The sequence below is a fragment of the Streptomyces sp. NPDC036764 genome, from assembly GCF_055609385.1.
The window spans coordinates 832,243-855,975 of record NZ_JBVJPT010000001.1 but is presented as its reverse complement, the minus strand read 5'-3'; the positions used below and the strand labels follow the sequence as shown (position 1 = coordinate 855,975).

The following is a 23,733-nucleotide window of genomic DNA, read 5'->3' as shown; positions in this document are numbered from 1 at the left end:
TGCGATAGCCCAACTAACGTCTGTGATGCGCACTTTGGACGTGGGATGTCCGAATGTTCAGATGCCTGGACGCATGACCAGACGATGAAGGGCGGGCCGCACCATGCCTTCAAGAGTTCGCGCACGTCTCAGAGCTGCCCTGGTCGCGGCCGTCGCCACCTCGGCGACGGCCGCGACATTAGGCCCCGCGCAGTCCCAACCGGCCAAGACGGTCCCGTCGTTCGAGCAACAGGTTCTGTTCAAGGCGTCCCAGGATCCCGGGTACGCCTGCTTCCGCATTCCCGCGATCGTGAAGACCAAGGACGGCACGCTGCTGGCGTTCGCCGAGGGGCGGGTGCTCAACTGCGGGGACGCCGCCGACATCGACATCGTGCTCAAGCGGTCCACCGACGGCGGGCGCACCTGGGGCCCGCTCCAGGTCGTCAACGAGGGCAACGGCGACACCCACGGCAACCCGGCGCCGATCGTGGACCGCGAGACCGGGCGCATCCTGCTGGCCGAGACGTACAACACGGGGCGTACGGACAGCGGCAGTTGCTCCGTACCGTGTAATCGGACCCCGCATCTCCAGTACAGCGACGACGACGGCCGGACCTGGTCCCAGCCGCGCGATCTGAGCAGCGAGATACTGCCCGCGAACTGGAACTCCTGGTACGCCACCGGCCCCGTGCACGGCATCCAGCTCACCAAGGGCAAGTACGCCGGCCGGCTCGTCTTCGGCGTCAACACCGAGACCTGGGACGGCAGTCGGGTCTCCGCCAACCACGCCGCGCTCATCGTCAGCGACGACGGCGGCGACAACTGGCGGGTCGGCGCGACCGACTCCTGGCCCATCTCCGCCTCCGACGGCACCTTCCGCCAGAAGCCGTCCGAAGTGACCCTCACCGAGCGCACCGACGGCACGATCCTCATCAGCGGCCGGGAGCAGGACGGCACCGACCTCGGGCACCGCTCACAGACGTACAGCAGCGACGGCGGCGACAGCTTCACCGGGCCGTTCCGCGACCAGCCGGACCTGTACACGCCCCAAGTCCAGGGCGCCACACTGCGGTTGGGCAACCGGATACTGCTGTCAGCGCCGGGCGACCCGGATCGACGCCGGACCATGATGATCCGCAGTTCCTATGACAGCGGCGACACCTGGGAGAGCGCGGACCGCGGCAAGGTCGTCACCACGGACTGGTCCGGGTACTCCGACATGGCGGAGATCGACGCGTCCACGGTGGGGCTGATGTACGAGGGCGGTGCCGTCGACGCGCGCGACGAGATCCGTTTCGCCCGGTTCAACGAGGACTGGCTCGGACCCCGGCGCGGCCCTGACCCGACGACCCCCGACCTGGCCATCGACGCACCCCGCGCGACCGTCCTGGGCGGCCCCGCGAAGACCGACGGCGTGCTCGGCGACGCCCTGGAGTTCGACGGCCGCGACGACGCCGTACGTCTGCCGTACCGCTCTCAACTGCCTTTGGGCAGCGGCGAGTTCACGGTGTCGCTGTTCTTCCGCTACTCCGCGAAGAGCGGCGAGCAGCCGTTCCTGTGGATGGGCGGGATCGGCAGCACCCAGCCCCAGGTCTGGCTGCGCGGGGAGCCCGACAACGCCCGGGTGCGCGCCCTGATCACCACGCGGGAGGGGTTCGGAACCGTGCACACCTCGTCGGTGTGGGCGGGCGGTGCCGCCAATGACGGTCAGTGGCACCATCTCGCCCTGCGGCGCGGCGGCGGACTGCTGACGCTGTTCCTCGACGGCAGGGCCGTCAGCACCACGGACGTGCCCGGTTCGGTCAGCCGGAACTCGCCGTTCGGTGTACACGTCGGCCAGCGCATGGACAGCCGGGCCTTCCTCACCGGCACGCTCGACGACGTGCGTGTGTGGAACCGGGCACTCGGCGACGAGGAGCTCAACGCGGCGGCGGCGACGCAGTCCGACGCGCGCAAGAAGGTGAACACCCGCGACACCGTCCTGTGGCTGCCCATGGACCAAGTGGGCTGAGGCCACTAACGTCCCGGGCGTGCCCGACGACGCACGAGCACGGCAGCGCACGGGAACCGGCCTCGGACTCCTGCTGGCCCTGGTTCTCGCGGCCGTGCTGCTCACCGCCCTCCCGGACGACGGCGAACGGGAGGGCGGTGGCGCGTGCGCACCCCGCTCGGTGGCGTCCTGGTCGGCGCATGAGGACCTGACCGCCGAGTTCGCCCGCTACGGCGACGATCCGTCCCGCACCGACGACTGGACCGGCGGCGACGGCACCCACTCGGTGCGACTGCCGGACGGCCGGGTGCTGTGGCTGTTCTCGGACACCTACCTCGGGCAGGTGCACGCGCCGCCCAACCCGTACGGCGAGTCCTCCACCTGGCGGGAGGCGTCCGCTCCCCTGGTGCGCAACTCGGCGGTCGTCATGCGCGACGGACGTCTGCAGAGCACGCTCCCCGCGCCGCTGTTCCCCGATCCCGCCCCGAACCAGTGGCGCTGGCCGGTCGCCGCCCGCGTGGAGCCCCGCTCCCCCGGCTCCTCGGAGCGGGTGCTGCGGGTGCTGCTGTGGGTGCGCACGGCCGGGCAGTCACCGTGGATCTTCGGCGTGCCGACCGCCACCGAGGTGGCCACCCTCTCGCTGCCCGATCTGCGGGTCGAGTCCGTCGTGAAGGTCCTCGACCAGCAGCTCGTGCCGGACCCCTCGCGGCGGGTGCTGTTCGGCACGACCCTGGTCGAGGAGGACGGCTGGACGTACGTCTTCGGCGGCGACGACGGCCAGGCGGCCTCCCGTCCGGTCTCGCACGCCTATGTCGCGCGGGTACCGCAGGGACGGCTCGCCGAGCCGGGGGCCTGGCGGTACTGGGACGGCTCCGCGTGGACGAAGGCCGGGCCGCGGTTTCGACCGGTGCTGGGGGACGGGCGGCGCGCGGGGGTCGGGAGCGCGTTCTCGGTGGCGCGGGTGGACGGGACGTACGTGCTGTTCACCATGGCCGCCGGCACCGACGGGCTGACGAGCGTGACGTCGTACTGGTCCTGCTCGCCCGTCGGCCCGTGGCACGGGCCGACGAGGGACTTCAGCCCGTCGCTGCCGCCGGGCGGCCAGGTCGCCGCCTACAACCCGCAGGTGCACCCCGAACTGAGCGGCGGCGGGCGCCTGGTGCTGAGCTACGACGTCAACTGGCTGGACCCCGGCGGCGCGGCGACGCAGCTCAACCGGAACGTGTCCCTGTACCGACCGCGGTTCGTGACGCTGCGGGCGGCGCCGACACGGTGATCGTCTCCTCGGCGTCGTGGGCGCGGCGCTTGGCGATGACCGCGCACACCATGAGCTGCATCTGGTGGAAGAGCATCAGCGGCAGCACGGCCAGCGAGGCGTGCGCGCCGAACAGGACGCTCGCCATGGGCAGCCCGGCGGCCAGCGACTTCTTCGACCCGGCGAACTGGATCGCGATGCGGTCCTCGCGGTTGAAGCGCAGGGCCTTCGCGCCGTACCAGGTCAGGGCGAGCATCACGGCCAGCAGCACCGCCTCGACGGCGAGCAGTCCGCCGAGCCGCAGCGGGCTGACCTGGTGCCAGATGCCCTGGACCATGCCCTCGCTGAACGCGGTGTAGACGACCAGCAGGATCGAGCCGCGATCGACGAGCCCGAGGGCCTTCTTGTGCCGGGCGACGAAGCCTCCGATCCAGCGGCGCAGCATCTGCCCGGCGACGAACGGCACCAGCAGTTGCAGCACGATCTCGACCACCGAGTCGGCCGAGAAGCCGGCGCCGCTGCCGAGCACGGCCGCCGCGAGCAGCGGGGTGACGACGATGCCGACCAGCGAGGAGAAGGAGCCCGCGCAGATCGCCGCGGGCACGTTGCCGCGGGCCATCGAGGTGAAGGCGATCGACGACTGGATGGTCGACGGGACGAGGGTGAGGAAGAGCAGGCCCTGGTACAGCGGCTGTGTCAGGAGCACCGGGACGAAGCCGCGGGCCGCCAGGCCGAGCAGCGGGAAGACGAGGAAGGTGCAGGCCAGGACGGTGGCATGGAGCCGCCAGTGCTTCAGCCCGTCCACCGCCTCACGGGTGGACAGCCGGGCGCCGTAGAGGAAGAAGAGGAAGGCGATCGCGGCCGTGGAGGCACCGGACGCCACATCGGAGGCCGTCCCGCGCGCCGGGAACAGGGCGGCGAGGCCCACGGTCCCGAGCAACAGCAGGATGTACGGGTCGATCGGCATCCAACGCGGCCATTGCAGGCGTTTCACTGTGCTCCACTACTTCACTGTCGCTTCGCTGAACTTCCGGTTGCGGGCACGGACGTGCCCTCCCCATCGTCCTCCGGCGACCAGCGATCGGGAATCCGGCATACCACTCTGACTGTCATCACGTTCCGCGATAACCGCGGGTAGTCTGGCGGTGTGTATGAGCCCTCCCACCTCCGTACCTTCCTCGCGGTGGCCCAGACGCTGAGCTTCACTCAGGCCGCCCGGCGGCTGGGGCTGCGCCAGTCGACCGTGAGCCAGCATGTACGGCGGCTGGAGGACGCCACCGGGCGGCCCCTGTTCACCCGGGACACCCACTCCGTGGAGCTGACCGAGGACGGCGAGGCGATGCTGGGGTTCGCCCGCCGGATCCTGGAGGTGCACGAGCAGGCGACGTCCTTCTTCACCGGCACCCGGCTGCGCGGCCGGCTGCGCTTCGGCGCGTCCGAGGACTTCGTCCTGACCCGGCTGCCGGAGATCCTGGAGGGCTTCCGCTACGAACACCCCGAGGTCGACCTGGAGCTGACGGTCGAGCTCTCGGGCACCCTGCACGAGCAGCTCTCGGCCGGGAAACTGGACCTGGTGCTGGCCAAGCGGCGCCCCGAGGAGCCGCGGGGCGAACTGGTCTGGCACGACCGGCTGGTGTGGATCGGCACGGAGAGGCTCCGCCTGGAGCCGGATCGTCCGGTGCCGTTGATCGTCTATCCGCCGCCGGGCATCACGCGGGCGCTCGCGCTGGAGGCGCTGGAGCGGCAGGGTCGCGACTGGCGGATCGTGTGCACCAGCGGCAGCCTGAACGGGCTGATCGCGGCGGCGCGGGCCGGGCTCGGGGTGATGGCGCACTCGCGGGGGCTGATTCCGCCGGGGCTGGTGCGGATGCCGGAGCGGTCGGGGCTGCCTGAGCTGGGGCGCGTCGACTTCGTGCTGGTGCACGGGCCTCGGCGTACGGCGGCGCAGGGGGCGGCGGATGCGCTCGCGGCGGCGATTCTGGCGGGCGGGGATCGGTTGCACCGGCGTTAAGGCTTCGCCCGGAGGGCCGTGTTCCAGTGCCGGTCCGTCGTGGCTGGTCACGCCCACGCGGCGGCAGCCGCAGATCCAGCACGGCCCCGCGCCCCCGAAGGGGCGCTTCAGCGCGACGGACGCTGATATGTCAACTGCTTCACGCGCCGCAGAAACACCGATGATTCCACGTGCTGCACCCCGTCCAACCGTCCCAGCGGCCCGCTGAGGTAGGCGTACAGGTCCGCCATGTTCCTCACCACCGCCGTCGCGAGGATGTTGCAGGGGCCCGCCGTCGCCGCCGCGTGGGCGATCTCGGGGTGGACGGCGAGCGCCTCGCCGACCGACGTAAGGGCGGCCGGGGTGGTGGTGATCCACAGGAGGGCGGCGAACGGGTAGCCGATGGTCTCGGACAGGTACTCCACGTCGATGTACACCGCCCCGGACGCCAGCAGCGCACCGAGCCGGCGCTTCACCGCGGACTCCGAGCGACCGGTGGCGCGCTGGAGCTCGGGGTAGGTGGCGCGTCCGTCCCGTTCCAGGGCCGCCACCAGCGCTTCGTCCTCGGGGTCGATACGGGCCGGGCCCGGCTCGGGGACCGTCTCGGGGCGCAGTGCCTCGACCTGGTCCTCCGTGAGCACCCAGAACTTGCGCAGCCAGCCGCTCGGGCCGCCGTAGAAGCGGTGCAGGATCTGGTGGGCCCGGATCTCCAGGACACGCGGGGTGCGCGGGAGCTTGCCGAGCAGGAGGTCGTCGCGGTCGCCGGGGCTGCGTGGCCGGGTGCCGAAGATGACCTCGGTGCCGCCGGAGGCGATGCCGATCCAGTTGGTGTCGTCGCGTTTGGCCAGGGCCTGGGCGATGGCCTGGGCGCTGTCCGGTACGCAGCGCAGCCGCATCGTCCAGTGGTCCTGGCCGAGGCGTTCGGGGTCGCGGACGGCCACCACCCTGAGGCCGGCCTCGGCGCACAGCCGGCGGTAGCGGCGGGCGACGGTCTGGTCGGAGACGCCGAGCACCTCGCCGATACGGGTGAAGGAGGCCCGGCCGTTCACCTCCAGCGCGTACATGAGCTGAAGGTCGAGCCGGTCGAAGACGTGGGATTCCATCTCCATGGGCGCCTCCCCTGTCGGATTCCGGCGATCTGCCGCCCGGCACAGCCGTGATCGACCGGCGCGGCCCATCGTACGGACACGTACGTATCTCGCGTACGTGTCTCGCATTCGGAGGGGAATCAGTCATGCGCACATGGGGGCCGCTCACGGCCGTGTGCCTGGGCACGTTCATGTTGTTGCTGGACGTGACGATCGCGATCGTCGCGCTGCCGGACATGGCGCGGGCGCTGGACGCCTCGCTCAGCGATCTTCAGTGGGTGATGGACGGATACGCGCTGGCGCTGGCCGCGCTGCTGCTCGGCGTGGGGGCCGCGGCCGATGTGCTCGGGCGGCGGCGTGTCCATGTCGTGGGCGTGGTGGTGTTCGCGGCGGCGTCGCTGCTGTGCGGCGTCGCGACCGGGCCGGGGATGCTGGTCGCCGCCCGGGGGCTGCAGGGGATCGGCGCGGCGGCCATGTTCGCCACGACGCTGCCGCTGCTCGGCTCCGTCTACCAGGGCAAGCGGCGCTCGATCGCGCTCGGCGTGTGGGGCGCGGTCAGCGGGGCGGCGGCCGCGGTGGGGCCGATCGCCGGCGGGCTGCTCACCGACGGGCCGGGCTGGCGGTGGATCTTCTACGTGAATCTGCCGGTGAGCGTGGCGGCGGTGTGGCTGACGCTGCGGGTGGTGCCGGAGTCGCGGGGTGCGCGGGGCCGTCGTATCGACTGGGCGGGCACGGTGACCTTCGCGGCGTTCGCGGGTGCGGTGACCTACGCGGCCGTGCGGGCCGGGAGCCATGGGTGGGGCGAGCAGGGGACCCTGCTGTGGTTCGCCGGGGCGGCCCTGGCGCTGGTCTGCTTCGTCGTGGTGGAGCGGGGGGTCGCCGATCCGCTGCTGGATCCCCGGCTGTTCCTGCGGCCGGCGTTCTCGGGTGTGATGGCGGGTTCGCTCGCGTTCAACGCGGCGGCGTTCGCGGCCATGGCGTACACCTCGATCTGGTTGCAGACGCTGCTCGGGATGAGCCCGGTGCGCGGCGGTGCCGTCTTCCTGTGGCTGTCGCTGGCGTCGTTCGTGGTCGCTGCGGTCGGCGGGCGCCTGCTGCACGGGGTGTCGGCGCGGCTCACGATCGGGGTGGGCCTGCTGCTGATCGGCGCGGGCCAGTTCTGCATGGCGTTCCTGGATGCCGGATCGACGGCGTCCGCCCTGATACCGGGGCTGGTGCTGGTGGGCGTCGGGACGGGGCTGGTGTCCCCCGGCATCGCGGGCGCCGCGCTGGCCTCCGTGCCGCCGGAGCGCTCCGGCATGGCGGGCGGTGCGGTGAACACCTTCCGGCAGCTCGGGTACGCCCTCGGCATCGCGCTGTACGGCACGGTGCTGACCTCGCGGATGGGCGACACGCTGCCGGACGGGGCGACCCACGCCCTGGAGGGCGGCGGCGCCGGTGCGCTGCGGGGCGCCTTCGGCGAGGAGACGCTGCGCGCCGCCTTCGCGGGCGGGCTGAACTCGGTGGCGGTGGCGGCGGGGGCGACCGGCGTGGTGGCCGGGGTACTGGTCCTCGCCCTGGTCAGGCGGCCGGCCGTGACGAAGACCTCAGTGACGGCTGCGGCTCCGCGTACGCTGACAGAGGAGACGCCGGTACGCAGGGGATGACATGATCGACAGGGCCGGTACCCGGTAATCGGGTCGTACAGATTCGGTGGAGATTACGGGTCCGAAACTTACTCAACCGTCAGTTTTCTGTCCGACCCTTCCCCATGTGAGCGTATTTTCCTGCGCTGACCTGTGCGTACCGGAGCATCGCTCGGCTTTCGACCCCCTCCCGCCCTCACGGCGGGTGGGGTAGCTTTCACGGCGCTGAGCGGAGCTTTTCAGCCGAGGCATTCGGAGCGGGGAGCGGGGTTTGCGCGAGTTCACCAACCCTCCGTTGGCGTTGGCACCGCCGGTGGGCGGCCTGGCCGACGTCGTCTTCCAGCATGCCCAGGAGGACCCGTTGTATGTCGTCCTGGGCCGCAAGGACGAGGACGACCAGTGGCGGGACGTCACCGCCGCCGAGTTCCGCGACGAGGTCCTGGCCCTGGCCAAGGGCCTGCTCGCCCGGGGCATCCGGTTCGGCGACCGCGTCGCGATCATGTCCCGCACGCGCTACGAGTGGACGCTCTTCGACTTCGCGCTGTGGACGATCGGCGCGCAGGTGGTGCCGATCTATCCCACCTCCTCGGCCGAGCAGTGCTTCTGGATGCTGTACGACGCCGAGTGCTCGGCGGCGATCGTCGAGCACGAGGACCACGCGATGACGATCGCGACCGTCATCGACCGGCTGCCCCGGCTGCACCAGCTCTGGCAGCTCGACTCGGGCGCCGTGCAGGAGCTGTACGACGCCGGCGCGCACCTCGACGACGACGTCGTCCACCGCCACCGGCAGGCGGTCACGCCGGACTCGACCGCCACGGTCATCTACACCTCGGGCACCACGGGGCGCCCCAAGGGCTGTGTCATCTCGCACGGCAACTTCATGTACGAGGCGGACACCGTCATCGAGCGCTGGGAGCCGGTGTTCCACTCCAGGAAGGGCGACGAGGCGGCGACCTTGCTGTTCCTGCCGCTCGCGCATGTCTTCGGGCGGATGGTGCAGGTCGCGGCGATCCGCGGCCGGGTCCGCTTCGGACACCAGCCGCAGATGAACGCCGCCGCCCTGCTGCCGGACCTCGCCGCGTTCAAGCCGACCTTCTTCCTCGCCGTGCCGTACATCTTCGAGAAGGTCTTCAACGCCGCCCGCCGCAAGGCCGAGAAGGAGGGCAGGTCCGGCCCGTTCGAGAAGGCCGTCGAGGTCGCCGTGCGGTACGCGGACGCCATGGAGGCCAAGGCGTGGGGCATCGGGCCCGGCCCGTCGGCGGGGCTGCGGATGCAGCACCAGCTCTTCGACAAGCTCGTCTACTCCAAGATGCGGGCGGCGATGGGCGGCCGCATCCGGCACGCGATGTCCGGCGGTTCGGCGATGGACCGGCGCCTCGGGCTGTTCTTCGCGGGCGCCGGCGTGCACATCTACGAGGGCTACGGCCTCACCGAGTCCACGGCGGCGGCGACCGCGAACCCGCCCGAGCGCACCCGCTACGGCACCGTCGGCCGGCCCATTCCCGGCACGACCGTGCACATCGCGGACGACGGCGAGATCTGGCTGCACGGCGACAACGTCTTCCAGGGCTACCTCAACAACCCCAAGGCCACCGACCAGTCCCTGCACGACGGCTGGCTGGCCACCGGTGACCTGGGCTCCCTCGACGAGGACGGCTATCTCACCATCACCGGCCGCAAGAAGGAGATCCTGGTCACCTCCGGCGGCAAGAGCGTCTCGCCGGGGGTGCTGGAGGAGCGCGTCCGGGACCACCCGCTGGTCTCCCAGTGCATCGTCGTCGGCAACGACCGCCCGTACATCGCGGCCCTGGTCACGCTCGACCAGGAGGCCGTGGAGCACTGGCTGATGATGCGCGACAAGCCCCAGATGACCGCGGCCCAGCTCGTGCGCGACGCCGACCTGGAGACCGAGGTGCGGCGGGCGGTCGTCGCCGCCAACACCCTGGTCTCGCAGGCCGAGTCGATCCGTACCTTCCGTATCCTCGCCCAGCCGTTCACCGAGGAGCACGGACTGCTCACGCCGTCGCTGAAGCTGAAGCGCAAGGCGATCGAGAACGCGTACTCGGGCGAGGTCGAGGCGCTGTACCAGGCCTGAGCGGCGCCCCGTCCGTCAACTGATGCTCACGCGGAAGATCTTGTCCGCGCCGTCCGGCTCACCCCCGTTGTTGTCGCTGTTGGTCGTGGACAGCCAGAGCTGGTCGGCGCCCGGCACCTTGGTGACCGTGCGCAGCCTGCCGTAGGTGCCGACGTAGTACGCGGTCGCCTGGCCGACGTTCTCGGTGTCGCCGTCGATCGGGATGCGCCACAGGCGTTCGCCGCGCAGGGCCGCCATGTAGACGACGTTGCGGACGATGGCGATGCCGCTGGGGGATGCCTCGGAGACGCGCCAGGTCTTCTTGGGGTTGGTCAGGCCGGCGACCGAGCAGGTGCCTTCGCAGGTCGGCCAGCCGTAGTTGGCGCCGGGCTTGATGAGGTTGAGTTCGTCGAAGGAGCTGTTGCCGAACTCCGCCTCCCACAGGCGGCCGCCCCGGTCGAAGGCCAGGCCCTGGGGGTTGCGGTGGCCGAGGGAGTAGACGTAGGTGCCGAACGGGTTGCCGGGGGCCGGTTTGCCGTCGGTCGTCAGGCGCAGGATCTTGCCGTTGAGGGAGTTCTTGTCCTGAGCGAGGGACGAGGTCTGGGCGTCTCCGGTGGAGGCGTAGAGAAGGCCGTCCGGGCCGAAGGCGAGGCGGCCGCCGTTGTGGTAGCGGTTCTTCTTGATGCCCTGGAGCAGGACGGTGTAGCCGCTCAGCGAGCTGCCGTCGTAGGTCATGCGCGCGATGCGGTTGCCCTCCGAGGCCGTGTGCATGAAGTACACGCGGTGGTTGGTGGCCCAGTCGGGGTCGACGGCCACGCCGAGCAGGCCGCCCTCGCCGTCCGTGGTGACCGTGTTCGGCACATTGCCGACCTGGGTCCTGGTGCCGTCCTTGGTCAGCTTGAACACCTTGAAGCTGTCGCGTTCGGTGACCAGCGCGCTGTTGCCGTCGGGCATCCAGTACGTGCCCCAGGGGATGCTCCAGCCGGACGACACGGTGCCGATGGACGACGGTACGCCGCCGTCCGTGGCGCAGGCCCGGGTGGTGAAGGTGACCGTGTTGCTCTGCGGGGAGGCGTTCCCGGCGGCGTCGCGCGCCACGACGTTCAGGGTGTACGGGCTGTTGCAGGCCAGCCCGGTGAGCGTGGTCGAGGTGGCGGGCGGAGTGCCGGTGACGGTCTTGTAGACGGTGGAGCCGCTGCGGATGTCGTACGCCGTGACCGCCTTGTCGTCCGTCGCGGCGCCCCAGCTCAGCTTGGCGCTGTTCGCGGTGACATCGGTGTACGACAGGGTGCCGGGCCCGGTCGGCGGGCTGGTGTCGGAGCTGGGCCTGGTCGTGCAGTTCACGGCGGGACTGGCGAGGGAGGCGTTGCCGGCCGCGTCGCGGGCGATGACCGTGAGGTTGTAGGTGGTGGCCGGGGTGAGACCGGTGAGGTTCTTGGCGGTGGTGCTGCCCGCGGCGTCGCCGATCTTGTTGCCGTGCTCGTAGATGTCGTACGCCGTCACCGCCACGTTGTCCGTCGAGGCACCCCAGTTCAGGGTGAGGCCGTCCTCTGTGATGGCGGAGCAGGCCGGCGTGCCGGGGCGGGTCGGAGTCTGGGTGTCGGCCGCCGCGTCCACGGTCAGCTTGTCGAGGTTGGGGCCGCCGGCGGAGGTCGTCGCGGTGGCGCGGATCTTGTTGCTGCCGGCGGTGAGGTCGGCGTCGACCGTCTTCGTGGCCCAGGTGGTCCAGTTCGCGGTGGGCGGGAAGGACACCTTCGACGCCACGACCTTGCCGCCGATCGAGATGTCCATGGGACGGTCGGCGCCGGTGCCGTTGGCATAGCGAAGGGCCAGCGAGGCGCCGCCCGCGGCCTCCGCGCTCACCGTGAACTCGACATAGGAGCCGGTCACGTTGGTGTAGTCGACGAAGCCGGAGCCCGTGTAGCCGCTGTGGTTCGTGGCCACCGTGCCCTGCGAGATCGTCGCCGTCTCGGCCTGGTGGTCACTCGCGGCTGCGGCGGCGGACGGTGGGGAGGCGGTGAGCAGGGACAGCAGCAGGCCGCCCAGGGCGGCGGGGAGCACGCCCCGGTATGCGCGGCGTCTGGTGGGGATCACATGCATGGACGTCCACCTCCAGGTGGGGGGATGTCGTGCGACTGGGGATGAGAGCTGTCAGCGCGACCGGCGCGGGCCGGCCGGCGGGGTCGCGGGGGTGGGGCAGTCGCCGGAGCCGGTGCCGGTGATCCGCAGAGCATCGCCCGTGGTGGTGTGGCTGTCGGCGACACAGGCGCCGGTCACCTGCTGGAAACCCATGTCGTACGGCGATCCGCTGCCGCGCTGGGCCGTGAAGCGGGTGAACCGCAGCGAGTCACCCGCGTTGGCGATGACCGCGGGACGGCCGTCGTCGGCGGCGATGCGCACGGAGCTGTCCGTGAAGGTGATGCCGTCGGTGTTGTGGAGGTACCAGCCGTAGGCGGGGCGGGTGCCGATGCTGTTCGGGTTGTAGTTCCTGGGGTCGTTGCTCGGCACACCCGTGCCCATGGGGTTCTGGCCGCCGGGCACGGTGAGGTCGACGTGGGTGAAGCGGACGTTCCTGATGCGGTGCGGGCCCGCCTCGCCCCACAGGGTCGGGCCGAACGACGGGGCGGCGCCGGTCGCGGTGACGTTGTCGTAGGTGATGTCGCTGATGGAGCCGACGCCGGGGTCGTTGCCGCAGCGTCTGCGCGTGCCGATCTTCTGCATGATCGGTGAGCGGACGTCCGTCATGGTGATGTCGCGGTAGTGGACGTCGGAGATCTTCGCGCCGTCCATGGAGACCATGCCGAGACCGGACTTGTCCGAGCCCTCGATGCGGATCCGCTCGAACCGGTAGTCCGTGAAGTCGCCGCAGGTCTCCGAGCCGAACATCAGGGCGTTGCAGCACCGCGCCGACAGATGGGAGTCGCTCACCCTGACATGGCCGTTGGGGAGCTTGGCGCCCAGCGCGTAGTCGCTCTTGAAGGCGAGGGCGTCGTCGTTGGCCTCGATGTGGGCGCCCGTGACGGTGACGTTCGTCGTGCTGATGATGTTCCAGCCGTCGCGGTCGCTCGCGGTGTCGATGGTGAGGTGGTCCGAGGTGACATCCCGGCAGCCGTTGACGAGCGCGGCGAAGTGGCCTCCCCGACGGAGCGTCAGACCGTCGCCCAGACGCAGTCCGGTGCACCGGGTCAGCGAGATGATCTTGTCGGCCTCGCCCGGCTTCGGGTTGCCGGTGATCAGGTTGCCGCCGCCGTCGATGACCCCGCCGCCGGTGAAGGCGATGTCGGTCAGTCGGTCGCCGTGGATCATCGCGTTGCGGAAGTGGCTGTGGCCGTAGTCCTGGTACTCGTCGTAGGGGTTGGGTTCGGGCGGGTCGTAGGTGTCCGCACCGGAGCCCTGGATCGTGGCGCCGGTGTCGACCTTCAGCGTCACGTGGCTCTTCATGTGGATCGTGTTCTTGGACTTGTAGACGCCGGGTGCCGGGATGAGGACGGTTCCCCCGCCGGCTGCGTGCGCGGCGTCGATCGCCTTCTGGATCGCCAGGGTGTCGTTGGTGGAGCCGTCGCCCTCGGCGCCGTGGGAACGCACGTCGAACACGGCCTGCCCGGTGGCCGCGAGGGCCGGTGGGTGGGACAGGCCGAGCGTCACGAGAAAGCCGAGCAGGGCCGGGAGGAGATGGCGTACGGGTCTCATCGGGCCCTCCCCTCATACGAGTTGGTAGCCACGGAGGTTGGTGAGCAGGAGGTGGCAGTCCTGGAGGGAGCCGGAGGTGTCGCTGAGGGAGCGGTAAATGCCCCACTTGGGGCGCACCCGGTCGGCCAGGAAGGTGTCGACGCCCGTCTTCGACTTGTCGATCACGGTGGTGCCGCCGCTCTTGAGGATCCAGCGGACCGAGCCCGCAGAACCGTTGCCGACCTTGATCTGGAAGTCGACGTCGGTCCATTTGTCGTGCAGCGGCTCCAGGTCCGTACGGCCGACGAGGGTGTCGCTGTCGAAGAGCTTCAGCTCGATGGTCTGCGTGCCTCCCCCACGCGCGGCTTCGCTCGCGCGGGAGGTGCCCCCAACCCGGCGCAGCGACTGCACGACGATCGGCGAGGAGCCGGTGCCCGGCTGCTTCATCTGCATGATGTGCGTGAAGCTGGTGGTCGCCTTCAGCGAGCTCGGGATGTACATGGAGTACGTGATCCGCCAGGTCTGGCCCGACGTCCACTTCAGATAGCTGGAGGAGGACGTGCGCAGGCCGGTGACCTCGTGGCGCTGACGGTCTGTCGAGGTGTCCCGGTCGGCCATGTGCATGTTGAAACGCCAGTTGTTGCCGGTGGCGTAGATGTGCGGTTGCCCGCCGGGATGGGAGTCGGCGCGGTCGTCCTCGATCGTCTCGAAGGCGCCGAGGCCGTCGCTCGCGGACGGGGACCACTTGAGCTGCCAGGACGCGGCCCGGGCGGGCTGCGCGGCGGGCAGCCCGACCGCGGCCGAGGCGACACCGCCCAGCGCGGCGCCCAGCAGATTCCTTCTGGACGTGCTCACGACACTAATCACCCCTCAGTTGTTCGTTCATGATCAGGAAGGCTCCGAGGCCGTGGAAGTCGTTGGTGGCCCGGGTGCGGGCGATGTAGTACGCGTAGTCGCCGACGTTGGTGCCGACGGAGATGTCGGTGAGGTCGGTGCGGCCGTCGGCGCCGAGCGAGACCTTGCGCAGAACGCCCCGGTAGCCGCGTTCGGCGACGGCCGCGTAGTGCCGGTCGAGGTAGCCCTGCCGTGCGCCTCGGGAGAGGGCGTAGGTGAACATGCTGGAGCACGAGGTCTCGGTCCAGTTGTCGTCGCGGTCGCCCTTGTCGATCACCTGGAACCAGCGTCCGGTGACCGGGTCCTGGTGGCGCTCAAGGCCGGCGGCGAGCCCGCGCAGGATGCGCAGCAGCGCCGGGCGGCGCGGGTGGCCGGCCGGGACGGCGTCCAGGACGTTCACCATCGCCATCGAGTACCAGCCGACGGCACGGCACCAGTGCTCGGGGGCGAGGCCGGTCGCCGGGTCGGACCAGGCGACGGTGCGCGACTCGTCGTAGGCGTGCCGGAGCAGGCCGCCCGCGACCTGGAGATGTCTGCCGTACAGGTGGAGCTGCTTCGCCGCCTCGTCGTTCGCGTAAGCCGAGTCGTGGAACTCCCTGCCGTACTCCACCAGGAACGGGTTGACCATGTAGACGCCGTCGGCCCACAGTTGGTGCGCGCGGCTTGCGGTGTCGGCGTGCCAGAAGCCGCCGTCCTCGGTGCGCGGGTAGGTGTCGAGGCGGTCGCGGATCTTCTTCGCCGCGACGCGGTAGCGATCCTCGCCGGTCTCGTGGTGCAGGATCGTCAGCAGCCGCCCGGCCTGCATGCTGTCGAGGTTGTTGAAACCCTGGCTCATGGAGCCGTCCGCGGCCACGAACCGGTCGACGTAGCTCTTGATGTACGACAGGTACTGCGGGTTGTGGGTGCGCCGGAAGACCAGGTACTGGCCGTAGAGGTAGAGGCCGACGGGGTACGACCAGCCGCCGATGGTGGTCGGCGTGTAGCGGGCCGTGGTGGAGTCGACCATGGCGACCGACCAGTCGGCCGTGGCGCCGGGGGCCGTGCGGGCGGGCACGGTCACGGCCGGTGCCGGCTCGGCCGCGGCCGTGGGGACGGCGGTCAGGGCCCCGGCGGCGAGCACGACCGTCGTCAGCAGCGCGGGCAGGCGTCTCATGGTGCTCCTTCGCGGTAGGCGTGGACAGGGATCGCGGCCGGCGGGCGGGCACTGTCGACCAGGTCCCTCACCAGGGCGTGGTCGGGTGAGAGCCGGCAGGCGGGGTCGGTGCGGGTGGCGTCGCCGGTGAGGGCGTACGCCTGGCAGCGGCAGCCGCCGTGGTCGGTGGAGCTGAGGGCGCAGCCTCGGCAGGGTTCCCGCATCCAGGAATCGCCGCGATAGGCGTTGAACGCCCTCGACTCCCGCCAGATCCAGGAGAGTTGACGGCTCCTCACATTGGGCGGGTCCAGGCCGGGGAGAGCGGCCGCGGCCGGGCACGGCAGGACCGTGCCGTCGGGGGCGACGGTGAGCGAGAGCGCACCCCAGCCGCCCATGCAGGGCTTGGCGACACCGTCGACGTAGTCGGGTGTGACCCAGATCAACTCCGGTGTGCCGCCGGGGCGTTCACGCCACTGGGTGAGCGTCGTGCGGGCCTGGTCCACCTGGTCCCGGGTGGGCAGCAGGGTGGCGCGGTTGCGCAGGGCCCAGCCGTGGAACTGGGTGTGGGCGAGCTCGATCCGGTCGGCACCCCAGGCCGTTCCCAGGGCGATCAGGTCGTCGAGGGCGTCGATGTTCGCGCGGTGCAGGACGATGTTCAGGCCGAACGGCAGCCCGGCGGCGCGGATCAGCCGGGCGGCCCGTTCCTTGGCGGCGAACGAGCGGGCGCCCGCGATGCGGTCGGAGGTCGCCGGGTCGGCGTGCTGCACGGACAACTGGACGCTGTGCAGCCCGGCCGCGACGAGCTCGCCGAGCCGCCGCTCCCCCAGTCCCACGCCGCTGGTGACCAACTGGGTGTACAGGCCCGCGCGCTCGGCGGCGGCGACGATTTCGGGCAGCTCACGCCGCAGCAGTGGCTCACCGCCCGACAGATGGGTCTGTACGACGCCCAGGTCAGCGGCCTGCCGGAACACTCCGGCCCACTCCCCCGCGGTCAGCTCTGTTGACCGACCGACCAGTTCGAGGGGGTTGGAGCAGTACCCGCAGCGCAGCGGGCAGCGGTGGGTGAGTTCCGCGAGCAGGGCCCACGGGGGGTCGGCGGTCATCGCAGCCAGCCCTCCTTCCGCAGCGTCCGAAGGAATTCCGGCACTTCGTCGGCGACCGGGGCGCCGGGGAACCGCGCGACCAGCTCGGCGACGATGTCGTCCACCGCCCGACTGCCGTCGCACAGCCGCAGCACGCCGCCGGCGTTGCCGTGCAGCACGACCACCCGCTCGGGCAGCAGCAACAGGTCCGTGCCGCGCACCCGGTCGTGACGCAGCACGACCGAACGGGCGAGAGCGGGACGCCAGGTCATGGGCCCCCTCCTCCACTCGCTCCGCCCCGGTCCACTGGGGGCAGCAACAACAGGCCCATGCCGCAGCCCCGGTCATGGCGCAGCACGACCGAGCGGGCGAGAGCGGGACGCCAGGTCATGGGCCCCCTCTTCCACTCGCTCCGCCCCGGTCCACCGGGGGCAGCAACAGCAACCCCATGCCGCAGCCCCGGTCATGGCGCAGGACGGCGTGGGCGAGGGCGGGACAACGCCAGGTCATTTGCCGCCTCCGTCCACCGCGTCCAGCAGCGCCCACAGCACGTCGCACTTGAAGGCCAGCGCGGCCACCGCGCGCCGCTGTTGCTCGCGGGTGCGGGCGCGCTCCAGGACCAGGGCGAGGGCCTCCTCGCCGTCCCGGGCGCCCTGGCCGACACGGGTGCGGAAGTAGGCGAGGCCGGCCGGGTCGATCCACGGGTAGTGGGTTTCGAAGGCGGCGATGCGGGTGCGCATCAGGTCCGGTGCGGACAGCTCCGTCAGGGACGCGGCGACGGCCTCGACGACGGGGCTCAGCCGGCAGAAGTTGACGTATCCGTCGACCGCGAGCCGCACCCCGGGCAGTACCCGGGAGGCGTCCCACAGCTCCTCGCGGTCGAGGCCGGCGGACTCGCCGAGGCGCAGCCAGCGCTCGATTCCGCCCTCGCCCTCGGCCGTGCCGTCGTGGTCGCGGATGCGGCGCAGCCAGGCGCGGCGCAGCGCGGGCCGCTCCAGCTTGGCGAGGATCAGGGCGTCCTTGACGGGAATGTGGCGCTGGTAGTGGAAGCGGTTGGCGATCCAGCGGCGCAGTTCTGCGGGCGTCAACTCGCCTTTGTGCATACGGAGGTTGAAGGGGTGACGGTCGTGGTAGCGGGCCGCGGTGACGGCGCGCAGCCGCCCGGTGAACTCGGTGGTCGTCCAGGGGGCTGCGGCGCCGTCGGCGTGCACGCGAGTCGCGGTCACGATGCTCTCGCGGTGCGGCCGGCTAGCGGTCAGTGAGGGCGTAGGCGGTCACTTCGAGCGCGGTGTCCACGACGGCGTAACCCGGGCTTTGCCAGACCTTTTCATCCGATGTTTCCTGAATGATCTGTTCCGTCGGGAGGGCCGGAAGGGTGCGGAGCAGCTTCTCGTCCATGTGCGCATACCTGCTTTCCTGAGGAAGTGGGGGGTCTCAGAGCCCAGACAGGCGGCTGCCGTTCACATGCATGCACCGAGTTCATCGACACGTTCGGTGGCGCGATACAGAGTCGCGGCACGACGAGCCACGGTCAATGGTCCGGACCGATAACGTCGGATGCGTTTCCGGCCAATCTCACCGCCACCCGCTGACTCGCCGGTCAGTTGCGGCGACTTCCCGGACGGATTCGGCGGTCAGGAATGCATCACGCGTCGTGATCGTTGACGATATGAGTACCACCTGACGACAACCGTAAGGATCAAGAGCTCGTGAGCAGCAAGGTCCCCCCGATCATCCTCAACAACGGCGTCGAGATGCCCCAGCTTGGCTTCGGCGTCTGGCAGGTGCCGGACGACGAGGCGGCGCAGGCCGTCGGCACCGCACTGGAGGCCGGGTACCGCAGCATCGACACAGCGGCGATCTATGGCAACGAGGAGGGCACCGGCCAGGCCATCGCCGCCTCCGGCGTCCCCCGCGAGGACATCTTCGTCACCACCAAGCTCTGGAACGGCGACCAGGGCTACGACTCCACGCTGCGCGCCTTCGACACGTCGCTGGAGAAGCTGGGCCTGGACTACGTCGACCTGTACCTCATCCACTGGCCGCTGCCGTCGCGGGGCGCCTACGTCGACACCTACAAGGCGTTCGAGAAGCTGCACGCCGACGGCCGCGCCCGGGCGATCGGCGTCTCCAACTTCCTTCCGGAGCACCTGGAGCGGCTGATCGGCGAGACGTCGGTCGTCCCTGCGGTCAACCAGATCGAGCTGCACCCGCACCTGCAGCAGCACGCCTCCCGTGAGGCCCACGCCGAGCACGGCATCGCCACCGAGGCTTGGTCGCCGCTCGGCCAGGGCAAGGGCCTGCTGGAGGTCCCGGCGATCGTCGCCATCGCGCAGAAGCACGGCCGCACCCCGGCCCAGGTCGTGCTGCGCTGGCACCTGCAGATCGGCAACGTCGTGATCCCGAAGTCCGTGACGCCGTCGCGGATCAAGGAGAACATCGAGGTCTTCGACTTCAGCCTGGACGACGAGGACCTGGCGGCCATCAGCGCGCTGAACGAGGACCGCCGGATCGGTCCGGACCCGGCGACGTTCGGCGCCTGACGCCCACGCCGGCGCGCGCACGCACCCACCTCACCACGACCGTCCGCCCGCTGCCCGAGCCCGGACAGCGGGCGGAAGCGTACGGGAGCGGCACGGCGGTCGACTCCGCTGTGCGTCACGGCACTTGAGGCTTCGGTACACCGAAGCCCGGCACCTTGTCACAGCCCGCGCAGGGCGCCTCAGTCACCCCGCACGTCGGTGAAGACGACCTCGAACTCCTCCAGCCCGATCACGCTCACATGCGCCTTGGCCGCACCCTCGTGCCGGGCGGCCGCCTGGCCCGAGCGGGACGCCGCAAGGGACGCCTGGTCGACGAAGATCACTCCGACCATCCCGCGCCCACGCTCCCGGTCGACCAGCAAAGACGCCCTGGCCAGCCCGTGGAGCGTTTCGAGCCGGGGCACCACCGTCGCCCGGAAAGTGTCGGCGAGCAGGTCGGTGTCCATGGGGTCGAACTCCAGCCTGGTCAGCCGCAGCCCGCCGCCCGCCTGCGGCTGGCGCGCCTGGTGGAAGACCAGCGCCTCGTAGTTGTCGACCGACAGCGTCCCCGCGAACGGATCCAGCATCGCCGCCCGCCGCTCGCGCAGCACCTCGTCGCTGTTGCTCCGGGCCCGCTCCGACTCCCACCAGCTCGCCGCGAGCAGTTTTCCCAGTGTCCGGTCCACGAAGACGCTCGCCCCGCGGTATCCCGGACGGTCCTCCAGCAGGTCCCGCCCCTCGGTGTTCATCGCTCTGATGGCCGTGTCGATCTTCGCGGGATCGCCGGTCGTGTAGATGGCGCGTACGAACATGACGCCTCCCGAAAATCCGGGGCACACATCCAAAATGTTCTGCATGTCCAGTCTTCTACCGAGGTGGTGGCGCCGCAATCAGCGCAGCGGACCGAGGTCACACCCGGGGGCTTGACGGGGTCACGTAAAGAGGGCCACCTTGTACGGCACCCGGTCAGGAAACTTTCCTAACAGAGGAACTTCCCAGCAGAAGGGTCCCCCACAGTGCGCATCCGACCACTGACCCTCGCCGCGGCCTCCGGCGCCGCGCTGCTCGCCGCCGCCCTGCTCCCCACGAGCGCGTCCGGCCACCCGCAACCGACGTCCCTCCGGGAGGGTTCGGTCAGCGCGGCCGACCTGCTCGCGAAGGTGACGTCCTGCTCGCAGATCTCCCACGGCAAGTACCGCACCGACGAGGACACGTCGGCCACCGTCCCGGTCTGCGGCAAGAACGGCGCCGTGTTCTGGAAGGCCGACATGGACATCGACTGCGACGGCCAGCGCACCGCCAAGTGCAACGAGGACACCGACCCCTGGTTCCAGCCGGACACCGCGTTCCACCAGTCCGACGGCAAACCGCTGCGCTCCGACACGCTGCCCTATGTCGTCGTCCCCAGCGTCAGCGGCACCTGGGACTACTCGTCCGCCGGCATCAAGGGCGCGGGCGTGGTGGCCGTCATCCACAACAACCAGGTCCTGTACGCCGTCGTCGGCGACACCGGTCCCCAGCAGATCATCGGCGAGGCCTCCTACTCCGCCGCCGAGCGGCTCGGCATCGACCCCGACCCGGAGACCGGCGGCACCGACTCCGGCGTGACGTACATCCTCTTCAAGAACTCCCGGGTCTCGCCCATCGAGAGCCACAGCGCGGCGGTCTCGCTGGGCGACCGACTGGCGAAGGAATTCATAGCCGGCAACTGAACCCGGTCGACTCGGCCGTACGGCAGGTCAGTTGGGCTGTCCGATCGGCCGTACGACGACGGTGTTGACGTCCACGCCGTCGGGCTGCCGGATGGCCCACACGACCGAGTCGGCGATCTGGTCGGCGGTCAGCAGGTGCCCCGGCGGCGGGCTGCCGTAGCTGTCCCAGAACGGTGTCTCCACCCGGCCCGGGGCGATGTGGGTGACGCCGACGCCCCAGTCGGTCACCTGGCGCCGGGTGTTCTCGGCGAGCCCGGTCACCGCCCACTTCGTCGCCCCGTAGATATTGCCCGGCCCCGGCACGAACCCGGCGACGCTGCCGACCAGCACGATCCGGCCGCGGGTCTCCTTGAGGGCGTCGATGGAGGCGCGGATGAGCAGGGCAGGGCCGAGAACGTTGGTCAGCACCATCTCGGTCCAGCCGGCCGGGTCGCCCTCCGCGACGCTGTCGTGGGTGGCGAACCCCGCGTTGGCCACGACCGTGTCCAGCCGGCCGAACGCCTTCAGCGTGGCGTCGACGGCCGCCTGTACGTCCGCGTACTCGGCGGCGTTCCCCACGATCGTCAACAGGCCCTCGGGTTCCCCGAGTTCCTCGGCGAAGGCCCGCAACCGCGCCTCGCCGCGGCCGGTGACGGTGACCCGGTGTCCGGCGTCCAGCAACTGCCGCGCGACGGCGGCGCCGATGCCGCTGCCGCCGCCGGTGATGAGCGCGACCGGAGAGTCGGTCATGGTGGTTCCCCCTGTGTTCGGTTCGGACGAGGGGGAGTTCATCACTTGGAGAGCTCTCGAAGTCAAGTCCCGCCGTCGGCCGGCGTGCCCGCTGTCACCTGGTCCGCACCGCCGTGTACACCGTCTGCGCCGCCAGCACGAACAGATCGGGGCGGTGGTACACGCTCGCCTTGTCGTCCGGGTCGAGCAGCCGGTCGAGGGTCGCGCGGTCCTCGGCGTCGAGTCGGTCGCCCACCCCGTCACGGGTGCGGGTGAGGACGTCGGCGGCGTAGGCACGGGCGCGGTCCGTGGTCGGGGCGGGCAGGTCGAGGAGGAAGGTGCGGGTGCCGGTGGGCCGCAGCCCGGCGGCGCTGAGCAGTGCGGGCCAGTCCTCGGTCTCGTCGACGGAGCCGGGCAGGTCGGCCCTCATCTGCGCGAACCACTCCGTCTCCAGCACATCGAGCCGGGCCTGGAGCCCGGGCCGCCCGAAGCCGATGTCCCGGGGCAGGAAGCGCGTCGGCAGACCGCCCTCTTGGAGGGCCAGCGTGCCGCCGGACGCGAGACGGTCGCCGAACGCGGCGAGGGCGGCCCGCTGGTCGCCGAGGTGGTGCAGGCTGCGGCCGGCCCACAGCAGATCGGCCGGGTAGTCCAACTCGCCCAGCACGTCGGGGAGTTCACCGGCGAGAGTGCCGAAGCGGTCGGCGACACCGAGCCGCTCCGCCCGTGCCCGGGCCCGCTCCAGGAGCGGCTCGGACCCGTCGACGGCGACGATCCGGGCGCCGGGGAAGGTGTCGGCGAGCAGGCAGGACACGACTCCGGGACCGCTGCCCGCGTCCACGATCAGCCCCGGCTCGGTCTGCCGCTTCCCCAGCCAGGCCATGGCGTGCTCGTACAAGGGCAGGAACAGCTCGGCCTGCGTCTCCAGCATCGGGCCCATCTCGGCCCAGTCGACGTCGGTGTGGTGGTGCCCGTGTCCCGGGTGCTCGTGCCGGTGGTGCGGGTGGTCCTCGTGCGCCATGGTGGTCAGCCTCTCGTCCGGTTGCCGCCAGCCTGCTCCGACGCACCGTCCCGGTGCCACTGTCCTTGCCGTAGCGGCAAAAATGGGGCAAAGAAAATGAGGTGCGGCGAGGAGGGCCGGTCGCCCACCATGGCCCGATGGACGACGAGATGGTGGAGCGCTTCCTCGAGGACGGGTTCGTGAGGATCGAGGGCGCCTTTCCGCCACGCGTCGCCGAGCACTGCGCGCGGCTGCTGTGGCGCGAGACCGGGTACGACCGGGAGGACCCGGGCACCTGGAAGGACCCCGTGCACTGGGTGTACGACATGGCGCAGGGCCCCTTCGCGGCCGCCGTCAACACACCCGTCCTGCACGAGGCCTTCGATGTGCTGGTGGGCGAGGACCGCTGGCAGTCGCGCTACTCACTGGGCAGCTTCCCTTTGCGGTTTCCGCACGAGGAGGAGCCGGACGACGCGGGCTGGCACATCGAGGGCAGCTATCTGCCGGAGGGCGCCCAGCACGTGCACACGAATGTGCACTCGAGGGGCCGTGCGCTGTTGATGCTGTTCCTGTTCAGCGAGGTCACCGAGGACGACGCCCCGACGCGTATCCGGGCGGGCTCGCATCTCGACGTACCGGCGGTCCTGGCGCCGTACGGCGACGCCGGCGCGACCTTCCTGGAGCTGGGCCCGAAGGTCGCCGAGGCCTCCGCGCACCGCCCGCTCGCCCACGCCACCGGCCGCCCCGGCGACGTCTACCTCTGCCACCCCTTCCTGGTCCACGCCGCCCAGCCCCACCACGGCACCCGCCCCCGCTTCATGGCACAGCCACCACTGCACCCGGCGGAGCCGCTGGAGCTGGAGCGGGCCGACGCCGACTACTCGGCAGTCGAGTTCGCGATCCGCCGGGGCCTGGCCAGAGAGAACTGACCAACCCCCGGCAACCACCGCGCCCCCTCAGGGGCGCGGGGAACTGCGCGATCAGCCACAACGGACCGGCAGTCCCCACTCAAC

General features: G+C 70.8%; 21 protein-coding genes. 8 read left to right on the top strand and 13 right to left on the bottom strand.

What is annotated here, in order from left to right:
• The first annotated feature begins 103 nt into the window (after positions 1–103).
• Both ACZ69Q_RS03700 and ACZ69Q_RS03695 read left to right on the top strand, forming a co-directional pair.
• Entirely contained in the window at positions 104–1,990 is a 1,887-nt protein-coding gene (locus ACZ69Q_RS03700; RefSeq protein WP_471035765.1) for an exo-alpha-sialidase, read from the top strand.
• 19 nt (positions 1,991–2,009) lie between these two features.
• Positions 2,010–3,245 (top strand): DUF4185 domain-containing protein, encoded by a 1,236-nt coding sequence (locus ACZ69Q_RS03695; protein WP_471035762.1) that lies wholly within the window; start codon positions 2,010–2,012, stop codon positions 3,243–3,245.
• On the opposite strand, the gene ACZ69Q_RS03690 is transcribed toward ACZ69Q_RS03695, so the two are convergent.
• Positions 3,181–4,191, bottom strand: coding sequence for a bile acid:sodium symporter family protein (locus tag ACZ69Q_RS03690; protein ID WP_471035759.1), 1,011 nt, complete (start codon positions 4,189–4,191; stop codon positions 3,181–3,183). The genes ACZ69Q_RS03695 and ACZ69Q_RS03690 overlap by 65 nt on opposite strands.
• Before the next feature lie 180 nt (positions 4,192–4,371).
• On the opposite strand from ACZ69Q_RS03690, the gene ACZ69Q_RS03685 reads away from it, so the two are divergent.
• A complete protein-coding gene (locus ACZ69Q_RS03685) occupies positions 4,372–5,235 on the top strand; it encodes a LysR substrate-binding domain-containing protein (RefSeq protein WP_471035755.1) in 864 nt (287 codons plus the stop codon).
• Positions 5,236–5,342: 107 nt separating this feature from the next.
• On the opposite strand, the gene ACZ69Q_RS03680 is transcribed toward ACZ69Q_RS03685, so the two are convergent.
• Positions 5,343–6,323 (bottom strand): Lrp/AsnC family transcriptional regulator, encoded by a 981-nt coding sequence (locus tag ACZ69Q_RS03680; RefSeq protein ID WP_471035752.1) that lies wholly within the window; start codon positions 6,321–6,323, stop codon positions 5,343–5,345.
• Between the two features lie 125 nt (positions 6,324–6,448).
• On the opposite strand from ACZ69Q_RS03680, the gene ACZ69Q_RS03675 reads away from it, so the two are divergent.
• Both ACZ69Q_RS03675 and ACZ69Q_RS03670 read left to right on the top strand, forming a co-directional pair.
• Positions 6,449–7,948: an MFS transporter gene (locus ACZ69Q_RS03675; RefSeq protein ID WP_471035751.1), complete on the top strand. Its 1,500-nt coding sequence runs from the start codon at positions 6,449–6,451 to the stop codon at positions 7,946–7,948.
• A gap of 250 nt (positions 7,949–8,198) precedes the next feature.
• Positions 8,199–10,025, top strand: a complete 1,827-nt coding sequence (locus ACZ69Q_RS03670; RefSeq protein ID WP_471035748.1) for an AMP-dependent synthetase/ligase — start codon at positions 8,199–8,201, stop codon at positions 10,023–10,025.
• 15 nt (positions 10,026–10,040) lie between these two features.
• Here the strand turns inward: ACZ69Q_RS03670 and ACZ69Q_RS03665 are convergent, their stop codons facing one another.
• The 8 genes from ACZ69Q_RS03665 to pqqA form a co-directional block, all read right to left on the bottom strand.
• A complete protein-coding gene (locus tag ACZ69Q_RS03665) occupies positions 10,041–12,104 on the bottom strand; it encodes a PQQ-dependent sugar dehydrogenase (protein WP_471035745.1) in 2,064 nt (687 codons plus the stop codon).
• Positions 12,105–12,155: 51 nt separating this feature from the next.
• Positions 12,156–13,694 carry a glycoside hydrolase family 28 protein gene (locus ACZ69Q_RS03660; RefSeq protein ID WP_471035741.1) on the bottom strand — a complete coding sequence of 513 codons (1,539 nt, stop codon included), beginning with the start codon at positions 13,692–13,694 and terminating at the stop codon, positions 12,156–12,158.
• Between the two features lie 12 nt (positions 13,695–13,706).
• A complete protein-coding gene (locus ACZ69Q_RS03655; RefSeq protein ID WP_471035738.1) occupies positions 13,707–14,528 on the bottom strand; it encodes a heparin lyase I family protein in 822 nt (273 codons plus the stop codon).
• A gap of 4 nt (positions 14,529–14,532) precedes the next feature.
• Complete coding sequence (locus tag ACZ69Q_RS03650) at positions 14,533–15,720, bottom strand: glycoside hydrolase family 88/105 protein (protein WP_471035733.1); 1,188 nt, start codon at positions 15,718–15,720, stop codon at positions 14,533–14,535.
• Positions 15,717–16,802: a pyrroloquinoline quinone biosynthesis protein PqqE gene (gene pqqE / locus ACZ69Q_RS03645; protein ID WP_471035730.1), complete on the bottom strand. Its 1,086-nt coding sequence runs from the start codon at positions 16,800–16,802 to the stop codon at positions 15,717–15,719. Before pqqE ends, ACZ69Q_RS03650 begins: the two co-directional genes overlap by 4 nt.
• A complete protein-coding gene (gene pqqD, locus ACZ69Q_RS03640; protein WP_471035724.1) occupies positions 16,799–17,053 on the bottom strand; it encodes a pyrroloquinoline quinone biosynthesis peptide chaperone PqqD in 255 nt (84 codons plus the stop codon). The genes pqqE and pqqD overlap by 4 nt, the downstream gene beginning before the upstream one ends.
• Before the next feature lie 234 nt (positions 17,054–17,287).
• Positions 17,288–18,007, bottom strand: coding sequence for a pyrroloquinoline-quinone synthase PqqC (gene pqqC, locus ACZ69Q_RS03635; protein WP_471035722.1), 720 nt, complete (start codon positions 18,005–18,007; stop codon positions 17,288–17,290).
• A gap of 22 nt (positions 18,008–18,029) precedes the next feature.
• A complete protein-coding gene (pqqA, locus tag ACZ69Q_RS03630) occupies positions 18,030–18,179 on the bottom strand; it encodes a pyrroloquinoline quinone precursor peptide PqqA (RefSeq protein WP_471035718.1) in 150 nt (49 codons plus the stop codon).
• A 311-nt stretch (positions 18,180–18,490) separates the two neighbouring features.
• Between pqqA and ACZ69Q_RS03625 the strand changes: the two genes are divergently transcribed.
• Positions 18,491–19,324 carry an aldo/keto reductase gene (locus ACZ69Q_RS03625; RefSeq protein WP_471035715.1) on the top strand — a complete coding sequence of 278 codons (834 nt, stop codon included), beginning with the start codon at positions 18,491–18,493 and terminating at the stop codon, positions 19,322–19,324.
• Between the two features lie 179 nt (positions 19,325–19,503).
• On the opposite strand, the gene ACZ69Q_RS03620 is transcribed toward ACZ69Q_RS03625, so the two are convergent.
• Complete coding sequence (locus ACZ69Q_RS03620; protein WP_471035714.1) at positions 19,504–20,115, bottom strand: hypothetical protein; 612 nt, start codon at positions 20,113–20,115, stop codon at positions 19,504–19,506.
• A 204-nt stretch (positions 20,116–20,319) separates the two neighbouring features.
• On the opposite strand from ACZ69Q_RS03620, the gene ACZ69Q_RS03615 reads away from it, so the two are divergent.
• Entirely contained in the window at positions 20,320–21,015 is a 696-nt protein-coding gene (locus ACZ69Q_RS03615) for a glycoside hydrolase family 75 protein (RefSeq protein ID WP_471035711.1), read from the top strand.
• Between the two features lie 27 nt (positions 21,016–21,042).
• On the opposite strand, the gene ACZ69Q_RS03610 is transcribed toward ACZ69Q_RS03615, so the two are convergent.
• Both ACZ69Q_RS03610 and ACZ69Q_RS03605 read right to left on the bottom strand, forming a co-directional pair.
• Positions 21,043–21,744 (bottom strand): SDR family oxidoreductase, encoded by a 702-nt coding sequence (locus ACZ69Q_RS03610; protein WP_471035706.1) that lies wholly within the window; start codon positions 21,742–21,744, stop codon positions 21,043–21,045.
• A gap of 94 nt (positions 21,745–21,838) precedes the next feature.
• Positions 21,839–22,741 (bottom strand): class I SAM-dependent methyltransferase, encoded by a 903-nt coding sequence (locus ACZ69Q_RS03605; RefSeq protein WP_471035702.1) that lies wholly within the window; start codon positions 22,739–22,741, stop codon positions 21,839–21,841.
• Positions 22,742–22,878: 137 nt separating this feature from the next.
• Here ACZ69Q_RS03605 and ACZ69Q_RS03600 point away from each other — a divergent pair, with 137 nt between their 5' ends.
• A complete protein-coding gene (locus tag ACZ69Q_RS03600) occupies positions 22,879–23,649 on the top strand; it encodes a phytanoyl-CoA dioxygenase family protein (protein WP_471035700.1) in 771 nt (256 codons plus the stop codon).
• Positions 23,650–23,733: the final 84 nt, after the last annotated feature.

What these genes read in the sequence shown, in the direction of transcription:
- ACZ69Q_RS03700 (WP_471035765.1), top strand. Translation starts at nt 104, where the DNA reads ATGCCTTCAAGAGTTCGCGCACGTCTCAGAGCTGCCCTGGTCGCGGCC.
- ACZ69Q_RS03690 (WP_471035759.1), bottom strand. Translation starts at nt 4,191, where the DNA reads ATGCCGATCGACCCGTACATCCTGCTGTTGCTCGGGACCGTGGGCCTC.
- ACZ69Q_RS03680 (WP_471035752.1), bottom strand. Translation starts at nt 6,323, where the DNA reads ATGGAGATGGAATCCCACGTCTTCGACCGGCTCGACCTTCAGCTCATG.
- ACZ69Q_RS03675 (WP_471035751.1), top strand. Translation starts at nt 6,449, where the DNA reads ATGCGCACATGGGGGCCGCTCACGGCCGTGTGCCTGGGCACGTTCATG.
- ACZ69Q_RS03665 (WP_471035745.1), bottom strand. Translation starts at nt 12,104, where the DNA reads ATGCATGTGATCCCCACCAGACGCCGCGCATACCGGGGCGTGCTCCCC.
- ACZ69Q_RS03660 (WP_471035741.1), bottom strand. Translation starts at nt 13,694, where the DNA reads ATGAGACCCGTACGCCATCTCCTCCCGGCCCTGCTCGGCTTTCTCGTG.
- ACZ69Q_RS03650 (WP_471035733.1), bottom strand. Translation starts at nt 15,720, where the DNA reads ATGAGACGCCTGCCCGCGCTGCTGACGACGGTCGTGCTCGCCGCCGGG.
- pqqE (WP_471035730.1), bottom strand. Translation starts at nt 16,802, where the DNA reads ATGACCGCCGACCCCCCGTGGGCCCTGCTCGCGGAACTCACCCACCGC.
- pqqD (WP_471035724.1), bottom strand. Translation starts at nt 17,053, where the DNA reads ATGACCTGGCGTCCCGCTCTCGCCCGTTCGGTCGTGCTGCGTCACGAC.
- pqqA (WP_471035718.1), bottom strand. Translation starts at nt 18,179, where the DNA reads ATGGACGAGAAGCTGCTCCGCACCCTTCCGGCCCTCCCGACGGAACAG.
- ACZ69Q_RS03620 (WP_471035714.1), bottom strand. Translation starts at nt 20,115, where the DNA reads ATGTTCGTACGCGCCATCTACACGACCGGCGATCCCGCGAAGATCGAC.
- ACZ69Q_RS03610 (WP_471035706.1), bottom strand. Translation starts at nt 21,744, where the DNA reads ATGACCGACTCTCCGGTCGCGCTCATCACCGGCGGCGGCAGCGGCATC.
- ACZ69Q_RS03605 (WP_471035702.1), bottom strand. Translation starts at nt 22,741, where the DNA reads ATGGCGCACGAGGACCACCCGCACCACCGGCACGAGCACCCGGGACAC.
- ACZ69Q_RS03600 (WP_471035700.1), top strand. Translation starts at nt 22,879, where the DNA reads ATGGACGACGAGATGGTGGAGCGCTTCCTCGAGGACGGGTTCGTGAGG.